The 19807-nt window shown below is 63.3% G+C and carries 16 protein-coding genes; 6 read left to right on the top strand and 10 right to left on the bottom strand.

Annotated features, from left to right (window positions below):
- Window positions 1–99: 99 nt before the first annotated feature.
- The 3 genes from gpmA to C2L65_RS01300 all read left to right on the top strand — a co-directional run bounded on the left by gpmA (window position 100) and on the right by C2L65_RS01300 (window position 3760).
- Window positions 100–846, top strand: a complete 747-nt coding sequence (gpmA, locus tag C2L65_RS01310; RefSeq protein ID WP_042306352.1) for a 2,3-diphosphoglycerate-dependent phosphoglycerate mutase — start codon at window positions 100–102, stop codon at window positions 844–846.
- A 418-nt stretch (window positions 847–1264) separates the two neighbouring features.
- A complete protein-coding gene (locus tag C2L65_RS01305; protein WP_042306354.1) occupies window positions 1265–2863 on the top strand; it encodes a S41 family peptidase in 1599 nt (532 codons plus the stop codon).
- A gap of 138 nt (window positions 2864–3001) precedes the next feature.
- A complete protein-coding gene (locus tag C2L65_RS01300; RefSeq protein WP_042306355.1) occupies window positions 3002–3760 on the top strand; it encodes a HesA/MoeB/ThiF family protein in 759 nt (252 codons plus the stop codon).
- A gap of 35 nt (window positions 3761–3795) precedes the next feature.
- Here the strand turns inward: C2L65_RS01300 and ptsP are convergent, their stop codons facing one another.
- The 7 genes from ptsP to C2L65_RS01260 form a co-directional block, all read right to left on the bottom strand.
- Window positions 3796–5538 carry a phosphoenolpyruvate--protein phosphotransferase gene (gene ptsP / locus C2L65_RS01295; RefSeq protein WP_042306366.1) on the bottom strand — a complete coding sequence of 581 codons (1743 nt, stop codon included), beginning with the start codon at window positions 5536–5538 and terminating at the stop codon, window positions 3796–3798.
- A 217-nt stretch (window positions 5539–5755) separates the two neighbouring features.
- Window positions 5756–6025, bottom strand: coding sequence for an HPr family phosphocarrier protein (locus C2L65_RS01290; RefSeq protein ID WP_042306356.1), 270 nt, complete (start codon window positions 6023–6025; stop codon window positions 5756–5758).
- 63 nt (window positions 6026–6088) lie between these two features.
- Window positions 6089–6604 carry a PTS sugar transporter subunit IIA gene (locus C2L65_RS01285; RefSeq protein WP_042306367.1) on the bottom strand — a complete coding sequence of 172 codons (516 nt, stop codon included), beginning with the start codon at window positions 6602–6604 and terminating at the stop codon, window positions 6089–6091.
- Window positions 6605–6881: 277 nt separating this feature from the next.
- Window positions 6882–7838, bottom strand: coding sequence for a glutathione synthase (gene gshB / locus C2L65_RS01280; protein WP_042306357.1), 957 nt, complete (start codon window positions 7836–7838; stop codon window positions 6882–6884).
- A gap of 176 nt (window positions 7839–8014) precedes the next feature.
- On the bottom strand, window positions 8015–9304 hold the full coding sequence (gene gshA, locus C2L65_RS01275; RefSeq protein ID WP_007745871.1) for a glutamate--cysteine ligase: 1290 nt from the start codon (window positions 9302–9304) through the stop codon (window positions 8015–8017).
- Window positions 9305–10417: 1113 nt separating this feature from the next.
- A complete protein-coding gene (locus C2L65_RS01265) occupies window positions 10418–11905 on the bottom strand; it encodes an ammonium transporter (protein WP_042306369.1) in 1488 nt (495 codons plus the stop codon).
- Between the two features lie 26 nt (window positions 11906–11931).
- A complete protein-coding gene (locus C2L65_RS01260; protein WP_006048089.1) occupies window positions 11932–12270 on the bottom strand; it encodes a P-II family nitrogen regulator in 339 nt (112 codons plus the stop codon).
- A 415-nt stretch (window positions 12271–12685) separates the two neighbouring features.
- Between C2L65_RS01260 and C2L65_RS01255 the strand changes: the two genes are divergently transcribed.
- Together C2L65_RS01255 and C2L65_RS01250 are read left to right on the top strand one after the other, a co-directional pair.
- Complete coding sequence (locus tag C2L65_RS01255; protein ID WP_007577719.1) at window positions 12686–12940, top strand: accessory factor UbiK family protein; 255 nt, start codon at window positions 12686–12688, stop codon at window positions 12938–12940.
- A 100-nt stretch (window positions 12941–13040) separates the two neighbouring features.
- On the top strand, window positions 13041–14615 hold the full coding sequence (locus tag C2L65_RS01250) for a YifB family Mg chelatase-like AAA ATPase (protein ID WP_042306370.1): 1575 nt from the start codon (window positions 13041–13043) through the stop codon (window positions 14613–14615).
- Window positions 14616–14948: 333 nt separating this feature from the next.
- On the opposite strand, the gene C2L65_RS01245 is transcribed toward C2L65_RS01250, so the two are convergent.
- Entirely contained in the window at window positions 14949–15545 is a 597-nt protein-coding gene (locus C2L65_RS01245; protein ID WP_042306371.1) for a hypothetical protein, read from the bottom strand.
- A 198-nt stretch (window positions 15546–15743) separates the two neighbouring features.
- Here C2L65_RS01245 and C2L65_RS01240 point away from each other — a divergent pair, with 198 nt between their 5' ends.
- Complete coding sequence (locus tag C2L65_RS01240; protein WP_042306372.1) at window positions 15744–16268, top strand: TlpA disulfide reductase family protein; 525 nt, start codon at window positions 15744–15746, stop codon at window positions 16266–16268.
- A gap of 85 nt (window positions 16269–16353) precedes the next feature.
- Here the strand turns inward: C2L65_RS01240 and C2L65_RS01235 are convergent, their stop codons facing one another.
- The gene (locus tag C2L65_RS01235; protein WP_042306373.1) at window positions 16354–17709 is read right to left on the bottom strand and encodes a sigma-54-dependent transcriptional regulator; all 1356 of its coding nucleotides are present in this window, start codon (window positions 17707–17709) and stop codon (window positions 16354–16356) included.
- Between the two features lie 31 nt (window positions 17710–17740).
- Window positions 17741–19804: a sensor histidine kinase gene (locus tag C2L65_RS01230; RefSeq protein ID WP_042306374.1), complete on the bottom strand. Its 2064-nt coding sequence runs from the start codon at window positions 19802–19804 to the stop codon at window positions 17741–17743.
- Between the last annotated feature and the right edge of the window lie 3 nt (window positions 19805–19807).

The raw sequence follows: 19807 nt of genomic DNA, 5'->3' as shown, positions 1-19807 counted from the left end.
CGACCATTATAAAATAACCGTCTGACGCGATGGCGACCGCCAGCAGAAGGCTGCGGTACCGCCCCGATTCCCGCTTCCTCACTACCGACCGGCAACGACATGTACAAACTCGTTCTCATCCGCCACGGCGAATCGACGTGGAACAAGGAAAACCGCTTCACAGGCTGGGTCGACGTCGACCTGACCGAACAGGGCAACCTCGAAGCGCAGCAGGCAGGCACGCTGCTCAAGGACTCGGGCTATACGTTCGATATCGCCTATACCTCGGTGCTCAAGCGCGCGATCCGCACGCTGTGGCACGTGCAGGACAAGATGGACCAGATGTACCTGCCCGTCGTGCATTCGTGGCGTCTCAACGAGCGCCACTACGGCGCGCTGTCGGGCCTGAACAAGGCCGAGACGGCCGCGAAGTTCGGCGACGAGCAAGTGCTGGTCTGGCGCCGCAGCTACGACACGCCGCCGCCCGCGCTGGAGGCGACCGATTCGCGCACGTCGTACGACGACCCGCGCTACGCGAAGGTGCCGCGCGAGCAGTTGCCGCTCACGGAATGCCTGAAGGACACCGTCGCGCGCGTCATGCCCATCTGGAACGAATCGATCGCGCCCGCGATCAAGTCGGGCCGCAAGGTGCTGATCGCCGCGCACGGCAATTCGATCCGCGCGCTGGTCAAGTATCTGGACAACATCTCCGACAACGACATCGTCGGGCTGAACATCCCGAACGGCGTGCCCCTCGTCTATGAACTGGACGAAGACCTTAAGCCGATCAAGCACTACTACCTCGGCGATCAGGAAGCGATCGCGAAGGCCCAGGCCGCTGTCGCGAAGCAGGGTAAGGCGGGCTGATCACGGCCAGTCCAATGATCGTGACCCGCCGCCATGCCGCTGCGGGTCAAGGCACGCGCGCTTCGCGCGTGCCGTGCGCTTGCCTGACAGCATTGCCATGTACCCGCCATGCTGGCGCCATCATGTGTCGTCGCGAGATGGCCGGACGTTTCGCTGCGATCCCTACACGCAAGCAATCCATACCGATGCGCACGCAACGGTATAGGCAGTTCAGCCCATGCGTGGCGGCACTTTTGGCGTTGCGGGCGTCCGCCAGCGCACAGTCGCTGCGCAGGACGGCAGCGATCCTTAGAACCTCGCAGCGCGACCGCTGTCGAAACCCGATCACCCATACGTACAGGCCGTGCAAGCGTCAAGTTATACTTGTCCGTCCTTTTTCCTTTGACGCTGCCACGCGCTTCCGACCGCAACACACTCTATGCGAAAGAACCTGAAAAATATCGGCCTTATCGCCGCGGGCCTGGCTACCGGCGTTTTTGCAACCCTGCAACTCAGCGCCTCGGCCCAGCAACCCGCATCGGCGACCGCGCCCTTGCCGCTCGACCAGTTGCGACTCTTCGCCGAAGTCTTCGGGCAAATCAAGCATGAGTATGTGGAGCCCGTCGACGACAAGAAGCTACTGACGGCCGCGATCAAGGGCATGGTGTCGAGCCTCGACCCGCACTCGTCCTATCTCGACAAGACCGACTACGAAGAGCTGCAGGAGCAGACCAAGGGCCGCTTCGCGGGCCTCGGCATCGAAATTTCGCAGGAAGACGGCCTCATCAAGGTCATCTCGCCGATCGAGGACACGCCCGCGTTCCGCGCCGGCATCCGTCCGGGCGACCTGATCACCCGCATCAACGACAAGCCCGTGCGCGGCATGACGCTCGACAAAGCCGTCAAGCAGATGCGCGGCGACCCGGGCACGAAGGTCACGCTGACCATCTTCCGCAAGACCGACGACCGTACGTTCCCGCTCACCGTCACGCGCGCGATCATCAAGGTCCAGAGCGTGAAGTCGAAGATCCTTGCGCCGGGCTACGCCTATGTCCGCATCACGAGCTTCCAGGAACGCACGGTGCCTGACCTCGCAGCCAAGCTACAGGACATCGCGCGCCAGCAGCCGAACCTGAAGGGCCTGATCCTCGACCTGCGCAACAACGGCGGTGGCCTGCTGCAAAGCGCCGTCGGCGTCGCGGGCGCGTTCCTGCCGCCGGATTCCGTCGTCGTGTCGACGAACGGCCAGATTCCGGACTCGAAGCAGGTCTATCGCGACACCTACGACAACTACCGTCTGCCGTCCTTCGACACCGATCCGCTGAAGAACCTGCCGTCCATCTTCAAGACCGTGCCGATGATCGTGCTGACCAACGCGTACTCGGCGTCGGCGTCGGAAATCGTCGCGGGCGCGCTGCAGGATCAGCATCGCGCGCTGATCGTCGGCAAGACGACGTTCGGCAAGGGCTCGGTGCAGACCGTGCGTCCGATGACAGCGGATTCGGCGCTGCGTCTGACCACCGCCTACTACTACACGCCGAGCGGCCGTTCGATCCAGAACAAGGGTATCCGCCCCGACGTCGCAGTGGATCAATACGCGGACGGCGATCCGGACGACGCACTCGTCACGCGCGAAGTCGACTACTCGAATCACCTTGCGAACACGCAAGACCCGAACGAGAAGAAGGAACAGGAACAGCGCGAACAGGAGCGCATGGACCAGTTGCGTCTGCTCGAAGAGCAGAACGACAAGAAGACGCCGGAACAGAAGCAGAAGGATCGCGACCGCAAGCCGGTCGAATTCGGTTCCAACGACGACTTCATGCTGCAACAAGGTCTGAACAAGCTTGAGGGCAAGCCGGTGCAGGAATCGAAGTCGCTGATGGAGCGGCGTCTCGCGCAGAACAAGCCGGCTCAATCGGCTTCGGCGCCTGTCGCTGTGAAGCCCGCACTGCCCGCTACGCCGACGGCGTCGAACCCGGCGGCGCCCGCTTCGGCTACGCAGCCCGCTTCGCAACCGGCAGTTCCGGCCAAGTAAGCGTCTGAGCTGTCCCAGTGTCTTCGCGGCCCACGTTGCCGCGAAGACACTTTCCTCCGCGCGATTAGAATAACGAGAACCTCGCGCCGTCTCTCTTCACAGCCAGCGCGACACCTACGACACACGCCGCGCCCCGCCATGAACGACGATCAACTCCTGCGCTACTCCCGTCACATCCTCGTCGATGAACTCGGCATCGAGGCTCAGCAACGCTTTCTCGACGCGCACGCCATTGTGGTCGGCGCGGGTGGTCTCGGCTCGCCGGCCGCGATGTATCTGGCGGCGGCGGGCGTCGGCAAGCTGACGCTGGTCGATGCCGATACCGTCGATCTCACCAATCTGCAGCGGCAGATTCTGCATGTGACGAAGTCGGTTGGCCGGTTGAAAGTCGAGTCGGGACGCGACGCGATTGCGCAACTGAATCCGGAAGTCGTTGTACACGCCGTAGCAGAACGCGTCGACGATGCGTGGCTGGACGTCAGCGTGCCGCAAGCGACTGTTGTACTCGACTGCACGGACAACTTCGCGACGCGTCATGCGATCAACCGCGCCTGCGTGAAGCACGGCGTGCCGCTGGTATCGGGCGCGGCGCTGCGCTTCGACGGCCAGATCAGCACGTTCGATTTCCGCAGCGAAAATTCACCGTGCTACGCGTGCGTGTTTCCGGAAGATCAGCCGTTCGAGGAAGTAGCGTGCTCGACGATGGGCGTGTTCGCGCCGACGGTCGGCATTATCGGTGCGATGCAGGCGGCGGAAGCGCTGCGCGTGATCGCGGGCATCGGCGAGCCATTGGTGGGCCGCCTGATGATGCTCGATTCGCTACGGATGGAATGGAACACGATGCGCATCGCGCGCCAGCCGGATTGCCCGGTGTGCGGCGAGCGGCATCGGTCGTAAATCTCGCCACTCGCCTCGCCGAAAGGGAAAGCGCGTCAGGCCTGCGCGACGCGATCCAGCGCCGATTGCACCTCTTCTGGTTCGAACGCCGCGAGCACGTCCGCCACCGGCTTTTCCAGCGTCTTCAGATGCGAGCGCAACACCTCCTGCTTCACGAGCAGCACCTGGCTCGGATGCATCGAGAACTCCGTCAGGCCCATGCCGAGCAGCAGACGCGTGAGCGTCGGGTCGCCGGCCATCTCTCCACAGATCGACACCGGCACGCCCGCGCGCTTCGCCTCGCGCAGCGTGAACGCGATCAGATGCAGCACCGCGGGATGCAGCGGATCGTACAGATGCGCGACCGCGTTGTCGGCACGGTCGATTGCAAGCGTGTACTGGATCAGGTCGTTCGTACCGATCGACAGGAAATCGAGTCGCTTCAAAAATAGCGGCAACGCGATCGCTGCTGCCGGAATCTCGATCATCGCGCCGACGCGCACGTTCGGATCGTACGCGAGGCCCGCGTCGTCGAGCTGACGCTTGGCTTCCTGGATCAGGTCGAGCGTCTGGTCGATCTCGCGCGCGTGCGCGAGCATCGGAATCAGGATCTTCACCGTACCGAACGCCGACGCGCGCAAGATCGCGCGCAGCTGCGTGAGGAACATGTGCGGCTCGGACAGGCTATAGCGGATCGCGCGCAGGCCCAGCGCCGGATTGGGCGCCGTCTCGTACTCGTCGCCGATCGAATCGAGCGGCTTGTCCGCGCCGACGTCGATCGTGCGGATCGTCACGGGCATGCCGTTCATCAGTTCGACGGCACGCCGGTACGCGGCGAACTGCTCTTCCTCTTCCGGCATCCCGTCCTTCTGGTTCATGAACAGGAACTCAGTGCGGAACAGGCCAATGCCCGTCGCGCCCGCGTCGAGCGCGGCCTGCGCGTCGTCGGGCAGCTCGATGTTCGCGCACAGGTCGATGCGCGTGCCGCACACCGTCTGTGTAGGCGAGAACTTCAGGCGCTGCAGCTTGCGCGCTTCCAGCGCCTTCTCGCTCTGCCGGTATGAATACTCTTCGAGCACGATAGGCGCCGGATCGACGATCACGATGCCATGATCGCCGTCGACGATGATGAGATCGTCCTGACGGATCAGCGCGCTCGCGTGCTGCACGCCGACCGTTGCGGGAATGCCGAGGCTGCGCGCGACGATCGCTGTATGCGACGTGCGGCCGCCCAGATCCGTGACGAAGCCCTGGAAGGTTTGCCCCTTGAACTGCATCATGTCGGCGGGCGCGATATCGTGCGCGACCACGATCATTTCGTCGCAGCGTCCATGAATACCGTTGACGAGCCCGCCCGTCGCGCCCGCCAGCGCCTTCAGCACGCGCTCGACGACCTGCTCGATATCGGCCTTACGCTCGCGCAGGTATTCGTCTTCCACTTCGTCGAAATGGCGCGTGAGACGTTCGAGCTGTTCGGTCAACGCCCACTCGACGTTGTAGCGGCGCGTGCGGATGAGGTCGATAGTTTCCTGAACGAGCATCGCGTCGTTCAGGATCATGGTGTGGACGTCGATGAAAGCGCCCATTTCGGAGGGCGCGTCGGCGGCGAGATCGGCGCGCAACTCGTCGAGCTCCCGATGCACGAGTGCCTGGGCCGTGCGAAAACGCTCCACCTCGCCCTCGATCTGTGTGGGCTCGATCAGATAGTGGTCGACGTCCAGTGCAGCCGGGGCGATCAGATATGCCCGCCCGATGGCGATACCGCGTGACACGGGAATTCCATGCAGCGTGAACGACACGCGCACCTCCTCTAGTTGTGTGATGCCGCGGCAAACCGCTGCAATGCTCTCAGACCCCGACGACCATTATAAATTCCGTACCGCATATCGTTGCTGTGCAGCGCAGCATCGAATGTCGCAGTAAGCCGCGTGCCGGCGTGTAATCCGGCGGACCAAAAGAAAACGCCGCGACATCGCGCGGCGTCTTGCATGCAGAACGAATGCAGCAGCGGATTTTTTATTGTCCCTCGCCGAATTTGTCGGCGATCAGTTTGAGCAGCGCGTCCATCGCGTCTTGCTCGTCGGCGCCTTCCGTTTCGATCACCACCGTGCTGCCGATTCCCGCCGCCAGCATCATCACGCCCATGATGCTCTTCGCGTTGATCCGCCGACCATTGCGGCTCATCCAGATTTCCGCCTGAAAGTTGGCGGCGAGTTGCGTGAGTTTGGCCGACGCGCGTGCGTGCAGCCCCAGCTTGTTCACGATAGTCGTTTCCTGTTGCAGCATGTGTTGGTCCGATGCGCTGGTGTTGATGTTATCGAGGTAAAGCAGAAATCTTGTGCGCGGTGCTCAGCTGGCGGTCCCGCTGCAGCCGGTGTCGCTGGCTGCCTTGCAGCTTTCGGCGAGCACCTTTTCCGGCGACGCGACGGGAAGACAATCGTCGGTGTTCGCGACAGCACAGGCGGCAACGGCCGGCGTCGCCGGTCCGACAGCCTGTACGCCTTTGGTCGCGCCCGCCAACGCCTTGTCGACGAGCACGTCGAGCGGCGTCGCGCGATAACAGACCGCGCGCACGAGCATCGGCAGATTCACACCTGCCAGCACCCGCACATCGGGAATCGACGCGAGCCGGCACGCGATGTTCGCCGGCGTCGCGCCGAACATGTCCGTCAGCACGAGCGCGCCGTTTTCTTCTCTAAGCCTGTCGATCTCCGCATGCGCGAACGCCACGACCTGGGCGGGATCGCAATCCGCCGACACGTCGATGACGCCGATGCGAGCGGGCAAGCCGCCGTAAATATGAGAGACACACTCGCGAAGCGCGGAGGCGAAGGGAGCGTGCGCAATGATCAGAATGCCTGCCATGTCAGCCTTGCTGCAGAAAACCGCCCGAAAATCGCGGCCGTACTTCCATTCCACTGTCCGGCAGCCGAAACAACGGCGCAGACGCGGCGAACAAAGCACGCCATCGAACTCGCCTGAGATCCGACCGCCAAGGGGCCGGATCGCGTGGGCCCTCGCGGGCCGCTTTCAGGGGAGCGGGCATTGTAACAGCCTCATTTTCGCGCTTTCGGCCTTTTCTCGCTTGGCTGGCCATCGCACGAACTTCCATAACGCAACATGGCGACGCACCCGCGCCGATTCAACCGACGGCCTTCTCTAGCGCGTCGATGAACATGGCCGCCACGTCGAAGCCCGTCTGATCCATGATCTCGCGGAAACACGTCGGGCTCGTCACGTTCACTTCCGTCAGCCAGTCGCCGATCGCATCCAGCCCGACCAGCAACAGGCCGCGCGCCTTCAGCACCGGCCCGAGCGTTTCGGCGATCTCGCGGTCGCGCGCCGTCAGCGGCTGCGCGACGCCCAGTCCACCTGCCGCGAGGTTGCCGCGCACCTCGTTGCCCTGCGGAATGCGCGCGAGCGAATAAGGCACCGGCTCACCGCCGATCAGCAGAATGCGCTTGTCGCCCGTCTTGATCTCGGGGATGAACTTCTGCGCCATCACCGAACGCGCGCCGTCGTGGCTCAGCATCTCGACGATCGAGCCGAGGTTCATGCCGTCCGCCTTCACGCGGAACACGCCCATGCCGCCCATGCCGTCGAGGGGCTTCAGGATCACGTCGCCATGCTCGGCGTGAAACGCGCGCAAACGTGCCGGATCACGCGTGACGAGCGTCGGCGCGACGAATTGCGGAAACTCGCCGATCGCCATCTTCTCCGAGTGATCGCGGATCGCCTGCGGCTTGTTGAAGATGCGCGCGCCCGCGCGCTCGGCCAGTTCGAGCAGCCACGTCGACGTCACGTATTCCATGTCGAACGGCGGGTCCTTGCGCATCACCACTGCGCCGAAGCGCGTCAGCGCGCGCGGCTCAACGGGTTGCGCTTCAAACCACACGTCGCGATGACCGTCCGACTGATCGCCGACGATCTCGAAGCGGTACACGTCCGCCTCGACGCCGCTGCCAGTCCACGCCAGATGCTGCGGCTCGCACGCGTATAGCGTATGACCGCGCTTCGCGGCCTCGGCCATCATCGCGTAGGTCGAATCCTTGTAGATCTTGAAGCGGGAAAGCGGGTCGGCGATGAAGAGAATGTCCATGGAGTTCCTGAGGCGCCCTCGCGGGCCACACATTGTTCGTTATAGCGTAAGGCGGAGGCGCTGACGACGCAGCGCATCCGCCTGCAAATGCTGCCGCGTTCGACGCGGCGGGAGCGTCAGCCTACCGCGAGCGCGCTCTACGCGCTTGCGGGGTGTCTGCGCCGAGTCGGGTGCGATCAGACCTGAATCGCCTCGGGATCGGTCTTCTCCAGTTCCACCGACGCCGCCAGCAGCCCCAGCCGCCCCACCACGCCATACATGTAGAAGCGGTTCGGCGGCGCGGCGCCCGGTTTCGCGTGCGCATCCGGCAGGGCCGTGTGCTCGAAGCCGAGCGGCACGAAATGCATGCCGGGCGCGTTCAGATTCTGGTCGCGTTCGCGGCTGCCATGCACGCGATAAAAGCCGCCCACCACATACCGGTCGATCATGTACACGACGGGCTCGGCCACTTCCTCGCCGATACGCTCGAACGTGTAGACGCCTTCCTGCACGATCATGTCATGTACGTCGAGGCCTTCCTTCGTGGTCGACATGCGGGTGCGCTCGCGCTTGGTGAGCGCGGCCACTTCCGACGCGTCATGCACCGTCATCACGCCCATTCCGTAGGTGCCCGCGTCCGACTTGATGACGACATACGGCCGTTCCGAAATACCGTACTCGCGATACTTCTTGGCGATCTTCTTCAGCACGCCGTCGATTGCATCGGCGAGCGCTTCCTCGCCCGTGCGCGCCTCGAAATCGACGCCTTCGACATGCGCAAAGTACGGATTGATCATCCACGGGTCGATCTCGACCATCTTCGCGAACTTCTTCGCGACATCGTCATAGCACGAGAAATGGGTGGACTTGCGGCGCACGGCCCAGCCCGCGTGCAGCGGCGGCAGCAGATACTGCTCGTGCAGATTTTCGAGCACGGGCGGAATGCCGCTCGACAGGTCGTTGTTCAGCAGAATCGAGCAGGGATCGAAATTCTTCAGCCCGATGCGGCGTGCCGAGCGCTCCAGCGGTTCCAGCACGATCTTCTGGCCGTCCGACAGCGCGATCGTGACGGGCCCGACGATGCTTTCGTCGAGCGTGCCGAAGCGGACGTTCAGGCCCGCCTGACGCATGATCGTCGCGAGCCGCGCGACATTCTCCAGGTAAAACGCGTTGCGCGTGTGACGCTCGGGAATCACGAGCAGGTTCTTCGCGTCCGGACAGATCTTCTCGATCGACGCCATCGCCGCCTGCACGGCAAGCGGCAGCGTCTCCTGCGGCAGGTTGTTGAACGCGCCGGGGAACAGGTTGGTATCCACGGGCGCGAGCTTGAAACCGGCGTTACGCAGATCGACCGAGCAATAGAACGGCGGCGTGTGCTCCTGCCATTCGAGACGGAACCAGCGTTCGATGGCGGGCGTGGCGTCGAGGATCTTCCGCTCGAGGTCGAGCAGCGGGCCGTTTAACGCCGTGACTAAATGCGGAACCATTGATCACTCGCAGACTGGAGAAAAAAGATTGTAGAGCAAATGCTTTGCCCATTTGGGGGCGCTTTCTCCATTCGCAAGTTATGGGTGGATGCATTCTCCCTATAGGAACGATAGCCGGAAAATCTGCTGTTTGTGAGACAAGATGACTGGGGCGTTTGTCTGCGACGCTGGGATGGATTTGCCTGGGCTTCTTTGCGGGTATCCGCGCTTTGTTTTTTGGTCCGCCTGGGCTTCTTGCAGGCATCCGCGCTTTGTTTTTGGTCTGCCTGGGCTTCTTGCAGGCATCCGCGCTTTGTTTTTGGTCTGCCGGGGCTTCTTGCTGGCATCCGCGCTTTGTTTTTGGTCTGCCGGGGTTGCCCCTGTGCGGGGCGGCACCTACTTTTCTTTGCCGCCGCAAAGAAAAGTAGGCAAAAGAAAGCGGCTCACACCGCCAGCTCTTGTGTTTGCCTGAGGGCCCCCAAAGGGTCTTACGCTTCACACGGCAACGCCCTTGTTCGCGTGCGTTGCCAACGCTTTGAATGAGCGCCTCACCCGCTTCGAATACCCGTACTCGGGCAAGCGGCAGCGAATGGTATGTGCCGCCCAGGTGGCAAACTGTGTGTAGGTTGTCGCGTCGTTTAGCCTGGCGCTCTTACAGGGTGGAGCGTTCGCGATCGGGTCCGAAGTGCGGCGTGCGAGGCACTACGGCCTACACACAGTTTGCCACCTGGGCGGCGGTGGACTACCTGGCAAGGCGTGCTGTAACGCGGACATATGAAGCGGGTGAGGCGCAGCGCAAGAGCGCTGGCAACGAACGTGGGTCACGTGATTGCCGTGTGAAGCGTAAGACCCTGTGGGGGTCCTCAGGCAAACACTAGCACTGGCGGTGTGAGCCGCTTTCTTTTGCCTACTTTTCTTTGCGGCGGCAAAGAAAAGTAGGTGCCGCCCCGCACAGGGGCAACGCGTGAAGTACGAAGGCATAGCGCGGATGCCAGCGCAGCGGCAGCGGCAGCGGCAGCGGTAAAAAAACCAGAAAAAAGCCCGCCATGAAGGCGGGCCAAAGTCGCTGCGCTTGTACCTTTTTCGTACCTTTCGTGACCCCGTCGCCGGGGAAAACCGGGTTTGCTGGACCTGTTACTCGACGTGTTCGCCGTGCAGGATCACGTCCAGACCTTCGCGTTCTTCTTCTTCCGTCACGCGCAGGCCGATCGTCACGTCGATGATCTTCAGCAGGATGAAGCTGATCACGCCGCTGTAGATGAGCGTCGTCAGCACGCCCTTTGCCTGCAGGATGACGCTGCCGTCCGCGCCGCCGATGTCCTTGACTGCAAACACGCCCGTCAGCAATGCGCCCACGATACCGCCGATGCAATGCACGCCGAACGCGTCGAGCGAATCGTCGTAGCCCATCTTGTGCTTGAGCCACGTTGCCGACCAGAAGCAGACCACACCTGCGATCAGACCGATCGCCAGCGCGCCGCCGACACCCACGAAACCCGAAGCCGGCGTAATCGCAACCAGACCTGCCACTGCGCCCGACACGATACCGAGCACCGACGGCTTACCCTTGGCGATCCATTCAGCGAACATCCAGCCGAGTGCAGCCATGGCCGTTGCAACTTGCGTCGTCATCATCGCGAAACCGGCACGGCCGTCAGCCGCAACTGCCGAACCCGCGTTGAAACCGAACCAGCCCACCCACAGCATCGAGGCGCCGATCATCGTCAGCACGAGGTTGTGCGGTGCCATCGAATCCTTGCCGTAGCCCGTACGCTTGCCGAGCACGAGACAGCAGACCAGACCCGCGATACCCGCGTTGATATGCACCACCGTGCCGCCCGCGAAGTCGAGGATGCCTGCGCTAGCCAGCCAGCCCGTCGGTTCCCAGACCATGTGCGCGATCGGCGAGTAGACGATGATCGACCACAGCGTCATGAAAATCAGCATCGCGGAGAACTTCATACGGTCGGCGAATGCGCCCGTAATCAGTGCCGGCGTGATGATCGCGAACGTCATCTGATAGACGAAGTAGACCGATTCCGGAATCGTCGAAGCGAGGTGGCTGACCGTCAGCGTCGTCGCCTTGTCGCCCTTGATGTAGGTCATGCCCGACATGAACACGCGCGAGAAGCCGCCAATGAACGAGCCGCCCGGCGTGAACGCGATGCTGTAGCCGACCACGGTCCAGATCACCGTCACGATGCAGGTGATCGCGAAGCTCTGCATCACCGTGGCAAGCACGTTCTTCTTGCGAACCATGCCGGCGTAGAAGAGCGCGAGGCCGGGGATCGTCATGAACAGCACGAGCGCGGTGGAGGTCAGCATCCAGGCGGTGTCGCCCGAGCTGATCTTCGACGAATCGACCGAGAACGGCGCGGTCGGCGCAGCCGGTGCGGCGTCCGACGCGGCAGCTGCTGCCGATGCGTCAGCGGGCGCGCTGGCGGCGGGTGCGGCCGAAGCGTCGGCAGCAGGGGCGCTCGCAGCGGGCGCAGCCGGCGCGCTCGCCGACGTGTCCGGGGCGGAAGCCGCGGCGGGAGCCGACGCGTCGTCCGCGAGGGCAGCGCCGATGCCGACCGTCAGCAGCGAGCCGGCCATCATCAGGGACATCAATAATTTACGCATCTTCAGTTTCCTCTTGTCGCTGTTTTTTACAGTGCGTCCGCGCCGGTCTCGCCGGTGCGAATCCGAATCACCTGTTCGATCGGCGTGACGAAAATCTTGCCGTCGCCGATCTTGCCCGTACGCGCCGCGCGCTCGAGGGCTTCGATCGCCTGGTCGACGATGTCGTCCGACACCGCAGCCTCGATCTTCACCTTCGGCAGAAAGTCGACGACGTACTCGGCTCCCCGATACAACTCCGTATGGCCCTTCTGACGACCAAATCCTTTGACTTCCGTCACCGTGATCCCCGAGACGCCGATCGCCGACAGGGCTTCGCGCGCCTCATCGAGCTTGAAAGGCTTGATGATTGCGGTAATGAGTTTCATGAAATCCTCGCTGTAGTGACTCAACCCGTTTGCGTGACTTGCATTTGCCTTGCGCCCTGCTTTCGGCAACTCCCCCGAAACCCCTAGCAATGGCGCTTCTCCAGACGGCGTCCCGCCGGTGCGCGGGGCAGTAACAGCAACGTCCATGCCATGTTTGTGGCAGACTCCCGCCGGCGCTTATGGCATAAGGCTTTGCGCGTTTTCTTGTCCGGATGGCCAGTTCAGGCCGGGCACGCTGGCGCGCTATCGGGATCGTTGCTAGAGTGTTTGCAGGCTTGGACAACAGGCGTGCGCACCAAAGGCGCCCATGCTGTAGCGGGTGACCGGGGAACATGCACCAGAAACGATCATTCAGTGTTACGAGGCACGCGCGTAACATCACATGCACATTTTTTGTGCAATTAAGGGGAATGAAATGAAACAACCAAACGACGTCTTCAATGACTTTCAGGCCAAGGTTTCCGAGTTATTCAAAAACTCACCGGCCAAAGATGTCGAACGCAATGTGCGCGCAATGCTGTCGCAAGGCTTTTCGAAGCTCGACCTGGTGACGCGCGAGGAATTCGACACGCAGACGCAGGTGCTCGTGCGCACCCGCGCGCGGCTCGAAGAGCTGGAGCGGCGCGTCGCCGAACTCGAGCAGAAGCTGCCCGTGAGCCAATCGTCCTGAGCACACCCTTCTGATCTGAACATCACAGGCAAGCGGCCCGTGACGTCATTAGCGCTTTAAGGTGAACGCGCCCCGCGGGCGCGTCGGGACGGGAGACAACATGTCGCTTGCCGTGGTGCGCAGTCGCGCGCCGGCCGCTGGCCGCGCGCCCGAAGTTACCGTCGAGGTTCACCTCGCCAACGGACTTCCCTCTTTTTCCATCGTCGGACTGCCCGATCTCGAAGTGCGCGAGAGCCGCGAGCGCGTGCGCGCCGCGCTGCTCAATTGCGGTCTCGACTTTCCCGTGCGCCGTATCACGGTCAATCTGGCACCCGCCGATCTTCCGAAGGAATCCGGTCGTTTCGATCTGCCCATCGCGCTCGGCATTCTCGCCGCGAGCGGGCAGATTCCGATCGAATCGCTCATGTATCGGGAATTTGCTGGAGAACTGTCGCTGACGGGGGCGCTGCGTCCGATGCGCGGCGCGTTCGCGATGGCGTGCGGTACGGCGCGCGGCCATCAGTCCTATCCTGAAGCTTCATCCGATACGCCGGAAGACGCCGCGAGCGGCCGCTCGCCGGAACTCTACCTGCCGCTGGCCAGCGCAAAAGAAGCGGCCCTCGTGCCCGGCGTCGCCGTGTACGGCGCGGCCGATCTGCCGTCGCTGTGCGCGCATCTGGCGGGCGACGCGGACGCGCGGCTTTACCCCATCGAGGCCGCGACCTTATCCGACGATGCGCGGGTCGCGCCGCCCGACATGGCCGACGTCATCGGCCAGCGCGGCGCCCGGCGCGCGCTCGAAGTGGCGGCGGCGGGCGGCCACCACATGCTGATGATCGGCCCGCCAGGCGCGGGCAAATCGATGCTCGCGGCGCGCCTACCCGGCGTTTTGCCGTCAATGACCGACGACGAAGCGCTGACATCCGCCGCGCTGCTTTCGGCGAGCGCGATTGGATTCACGCCTGCGCAGTGGCGGCAAAGGCCGTTTCGCGCCCCTCACCATTCGTCGAGCGCGGCAGCGCTGGTCGGCGGGCGCAATCCGCCGCAGCCGGGCGAGATCACGCTCGCGCATCTCGGCGTGCTGTTTCTCGACGAACTCCCGGAATTTGACCGGCATGTGCTCGAAAATCTGCGCGAGCCGCTGGAGAACGGCCGCATCACGATTTCGCGCGCCGCACTCCAGGCCGATTTTCCGGCCGCGTGTCAGTTGATCGCCGCGATGAACCCGTGTCCGTGCGGCTGGCGCGGCGACCCGGGCGGGCGCTGCCGATGCACGCCGGAAGTGGCCGCGCGCTATATGCGCAAACTGTCGGGGCCGCTGCTGGATCGCATTGATATTCAGATCGAGATTCCTGCGCTGTCGCCGGCGGAACTGTCGGCTCGCTCGACTGCTTCCGGCGAACCAAGCGCGCCGATCGCGCAACGGGTCGAGGCCGCGCGTGAGCGCCAGCTACAGCGGCAAGGCAAAACGAACCGCGAACTCAGCGGCCGGGAAGTCGACGCCGTCTGCCGGCCCGACGACGATGGCGAGCGTCTGCTGCGCGAAGCGGGCGAGCGCTTTGGCTGGTCAGCGCGCGCTTACTACCGCGTGCTGAAAGTGGCGAGAACCATCGCCGATCTGGCTGGCAAGGATGTCCCGAACGCCGCGCAGGTCTCCGAGGCGGTTCAGTATCGGCGGGTGTTCGGTGCCCAGTAAATGCTGCAGACGACAAAAAATGCATGTCAAGACTTGACTTATGCACATTTGCGCCTGCGCGATAGATTTTGATACAACTGAAAGCCTGTTGTGAGGCATCTCGCGAATGCCTTTGATTTTATTGGCTTTTTCAAAATGCCAAGATTCAGGGCAAACTGGCAACCTGCCCGTCCGATGGGCATTTGCGGCCTACCGCACAGAGTTACTAACAAAGTTATCCACAGATCCTGTGGGTAACAAAAAAAATCCCGTGTAAACGCGAGATTAGCGAAGTTTTTTGCGAAGGAACATTCACTTGGAACGGTGCGCCGCAGCGAACCGTATGACCCCAAATCAGTAAAGTTTGAACGATCCGAAGAATTGCTCAACTTGTTCCGGCGGCGGTTCCTTGCTCGCGATCACGGCCGCCTGATACACATGCCGCCCCTTCGCGACCAGGCGCGCATGCATGATGCGCGTTTCCTGGTTCGGCCCCGCCTTGCCGCTGAAGGTCATTTCCAGTCCCTGCACCTGGCCGCCCGCCGCGAGCGGAATCGCCGCCACGTGGGCATCGGGCGCTGAGCCGAGGTTGTGCGCGAGGCCCGAGCGCAGATAGTCAAGCGCAGTGCGCTGCACCTGTGGATCGTCGCTCGGCAGCATCACGGTGCCCACGGCGAATACCGCGTGGTCCGCCTCGGCAATCTGCATCGACATATTCATCGGCGTGCCGCCGATGTCGATCTGCCGCTGGTCGGTGGTCGGCTTGGCGGGCAGATCGACCGTGTAGCCGTTGTCGTTATTCATGATCGTGCGCCAGTCATAGGTCGGCGAGCAGGCGGCCAGCAGCCAGCCGGCGGACGCGACGACGACGGCCTTTGTTATCAGCGAACGGAAAGGGACGGACAACAAACCACGACGGCGGACGAACGAAAGGAGAGCGGAACGGAGCATGACGCGGCGAATGGAATCTACGTGACGGAAAGCATCATTATCGGACGTTATTCGCGGCTTAACCGCGCCGCCAACTGCGTCACAAGATTGCCGGTACAATATGAGACAAGTATCCGGGGCGCCCGGTTTCCGCTGCTGTTCTCGCAGCGTTCAAGCGCCTCAAGACGTGTGTTCCACGCGTTCTCCCGAGGTCTGTTCATGAGCCAAACCAACGTTTCCCGGCGTTCGAGCCCGATTCGCTACATCGCTGCCGCCGTCGTCGCTGGCGCGATCGCTGTGGCGGGCTACTTCGCGTTCGGCAGCCAGCAGCACGTGCCCGACGCGACGTTCACGCTGCTTTCCGGCCAGAAAGTGTCGACGGCCGATCTGAAAGGCAAGGTCTATCTCGTCAACTTCTGGGCGACGAGTTGCGACACCTGCATGAAGGAAATGCCGCAGATGGTCCAGACGTACAACCGCTTCAAGGACAAAGGGCTCGAGTTCGTCGCGGTCGCGATGAGCTACGACGCGCCGATGTACGTGACCAACTACACGGAAACACGCCGTCTGCCGTTCAAGGTCGCGATGGATGATGGTTCGGCTGCAAAGCAGTTCGGCAACGTGCAACTCACGCCGACCACGTTCGTGATCGACCGCAACGGCAAAGTGCTGAAGCGCTACGTCGGCGAGCCGCAGTTCGCAGAACTCGATCAGTTGCTGGCCAAGGCGCTCGGCACGTCCTGATCGCCCGGATTTCTCTCTTCTACGGCGGGCGACGCGCTGACAACTTCATAGCGCAACCCGCCGTCAGCCGCACCTCACTCCAGCTTCACCTCTCACTTTCCCCACGCGCCGCCAGGCCATAACGCTTGATCTTCTCGTAAAGCGTCGCCTTGCCGACTTGCAGCCTGTCCGCCGCTATCGCGACGGCGCCGCCCGTCTGCTCCAGCGCTTCGGCGATCACCGCCCGCTCGAACTGCTCGACGCGTTCCTTCAAAGGCTGCGTGATCGACGTCAGCGCATCGTCGGCGGGGGCCGCGACCGTATCGTCGCCGACGCCGAGCACGAAGCGATCCGCCGCGTTGCGCAACTCGCGCACGTTGCCGGGCCATTCGCGCTGCATCAGGTTCGTGCGCTGACGGTCGGTGAGAATCGGTGCGGGACGCTGATAGCGCACGGCCGCGTCCAGAAGGAAATGCTCGAACAGCGGCACGATGTCTTCGCGCCGTTCCGACAGAGGGGGCAACGCGATCGTCACCACGTTGAGCCGGTACAGCAGATCGCGCCGAAACGTGCCCGACGCGACATGGTCGGTCATGTCGCCCTTCGCCGCCGCGACGATGCGGCAATCGACGCGTATCGGCTGGTTCGACCCGAGCCGCTCCAGCACGCCATCCTGCAACACGCGCAGCAGCTTGACCTGCAACGCGAGCGGCATGCTTTCGATCTCGTCGAGAAAGAGCGTGCCGCCCGAAGCATGCTCGAGCTTGCCGATGCGCCGCTTCGCCGCGCCCGTAAACGCGCCCGGTTCATAGCCGAACATCTCCGACTCGAACATCGGCTCCGGCAGTGCGCCGCAGTTCACCGCGAGGAATGGCTTGTCCCGGCGCGGCGACAGTTCGTGCAAGCTGCGTGCGATCAGTTCCTTGCCCGCGCCTGTATCGCCGTTGATCAGCACCGACGCATCCGTCGGCGCGACGTTCGCGATCAGTTTGCGCACCTGCTCGATGGCGAGACTGCGCCCGATGATCCGCGGCGCGAGCGTCCCTTGTTCCGCCAGTTCGCGGCGCAGCGCGAGGTTTTCGAGCACCAGCGTGCGGCGCTCCAGCGCGCGGCGCACGGTTTCGATCAGCCGCTCGGAAGGGAACGGCTTTTCGATGAAGTCGTACGCGCCGTCGCGCATCGCCTGCACGGCCATCGAAATATCGCCGTGACCCGTGACGAGAATGATGGGCACGTCGGGCGCGCGCTCGCGGCATTGCGCGAGCAGGTCGAGACCGCTTGCGCCCGGCAGGCGGATATCGCTGACGATCACGCCGGAAAACTCCGCGTTGATCAGCTTCGCCGCCGATTCCACCGACGCATGCCCGACCACTTCGAACCCTGCGAGTTGCAGGCTTTGCACGCTCGCGCGCCGCACGAGTTCGTCGTCTTCGATATAGAGGACCTGCAAGCCCTTGATCATTGTGTTTCCCACACCTTGAATACGCTTTGAATCACGAGCCCGTCGTGACGGAGCCCGCGATATCGGTTGCCTGTGCCCGCGCGCGGCGCAGCGTCAGCATGAACTCGGCGCCGCCTTGCGCGTTGTTGCGCGCGACGAGTGAGCCGCCGCAATCACGTGCAATCGACGAACAGATCGCCAAGCCCAGCCCCAGACCCTGGCCCATTTCCTTGGTCGTGAAGAACGGCTCGAAAAGACGCGGCAACACATCGTCGGGAATGCCTGGACCATTGTCGCTCACGATGATCGCAAGCGATTCCTGCGACGTTTGCACGTCGATCGCAATACGCGGCGCAGACATACCTGCCACCGCATCAAGCGCGTTGCCGAGCAGATTGATCAGCACCTGTTCGAGCCGCAGATCGTCGCAATGCGCGACGAACCTCGGATCGTCGCTGTCGAGATTGAAGCGAACGGGCGCCGCGCCCTCGTCGATCAACGATACCTCGACCGTCACGCCCTGCAAGCGTTTCTGCAGCAGCGCCAACACATTGCGCAGCGCGCGCGCCACACCTGCGCGCGCATTGCGAGGCCGCGCACGGCCGACGAAGAGCTTCAACTGGTTCGTGATCTTGCCCATGCGCTCGGTGAGCGCGGCGATCGCTTCGAGGTTTTCCTTCGCCGATTCATGGTCACCACGTTCGAGAAACACACGCGTGTTGTCAGAGAAGCCGCGCAATGCGGCAAGCGGCTGGTTCAACTCATGTGTGATGCCCGCCGCCATCTGACCGAGTGCGGCGAGCTTGCTCGCCTGAATCAGTTCGTCGTGCGCGGCACGCAGTTCCTGCTCGGCGCGCGTGCGCTCGCTCACTTCCTTCGTCAGTTGCTCGTTCGCCTGCGACAGGTCGGCCGTACGCTCGGCCACGCGCTGGTTGAGTTCCGCATACGCCTTCTGCAACAGCGCGCGGCTGCGCATCACTTCGCGCACGCGCGCGCGGCGCATACGCCAATAGAACAGCAGCAGACATAGCGAGACATAGCCGAAGCCCGTCACGATCGTCGCATAACGCGCATCGGCGTTGACGGGATCGATGGGCGCCATCGTGATTAGACGCCAGTCCGGCTCGCCGAGCATGCGCTGCGATGCCAGGAAACGCGGCGCCGCATAGTTTCCGCTGCGCCCACCGCCGATGCGCACGATCTGCGCGCCGCCTTCGAGCGTGCGCACCACCGACATCGGCAGCGGCGCGATCGGCTGGCGCGCGTACTGGCGCGTGTCGAAGATCGACGCGATGACGTCGCTGGTTAGCGGCTTGACCGTGTGGTACTTCCACGCAGGCACCGACGACAGAAAGATCACGCCGTGATCGTCGGTGACGATGAGCGGCTCCGACGCGTCCGCGCCCTGGAACCATTCGAGATTCAGCTTGACGACCGCCACACCGACGATCTTGCCGTCGCGGCGCACCGGTTGCGAAATGTAGTAGCCCGGATCGAGCGAAGTCGTGCCGATGCCGAAGAAACGCCCGACCTTGCCCTTCACCGCCTCGACGAAATACGGCCGGAACAGATACTCCTGGCCGATGAAGCTGTCGGGCTGATTCCAGTTGCTCGCCGCCACGCAGCGGCCCGATGCCGTGACAATGTACGCGACATTCGCACGGGCACGGCGATTGAGGTCTTCGAGATATTGATTGGCGCGCGCGACGTTATCCGCATCCGGCGACGCGAGCGCGTCTTGCACGATGGGATGTTCGCCGAGCAGATAGGGAAGCGACTCGTAGCGTTCGAGCGTGCTCTTGAGGGCGGCTGTGGTGCGGTCGGCGCGCACGGCGGCGTTGCGCCGCAGCGTATCGATGCCGTGCTGCCACGTGATGGTCCACGTGAGTCCGCAGGCCGCCACGAGCCCGGCGACGAGCGCGAACAGGATCAACAGGCGGCGCGTCACGATGGCGGGAGTCGTTCGATGAGGATCGCCTATTGTGTCATACCCGTCCTCATCGCCGGGCGCGTCGAACTCGTCGAGCGCTTCGGCTGCCGCACGCGCTTGCATCTGCGCGGACGGCGCCTGCGTTGCATGCGGCGCCGCGCCATGTTGCCGCGGCGCCGCTTTCATGGC

Source organism: Paraburkholderia terrae (assembly GCF_002902925.1).
GTDB lineage: Bacteria > Pseudomonadota > Gammaproteobacteria > Burkholderiales > Burkholderiaceae > Paraburkholderia > Paraburkholderia terrae.
The sequence above is the reverse complement of the archived record's forward strand: the minus strand, read 5'-3'. Positions and strand labels throughout refer to the sequence as shown.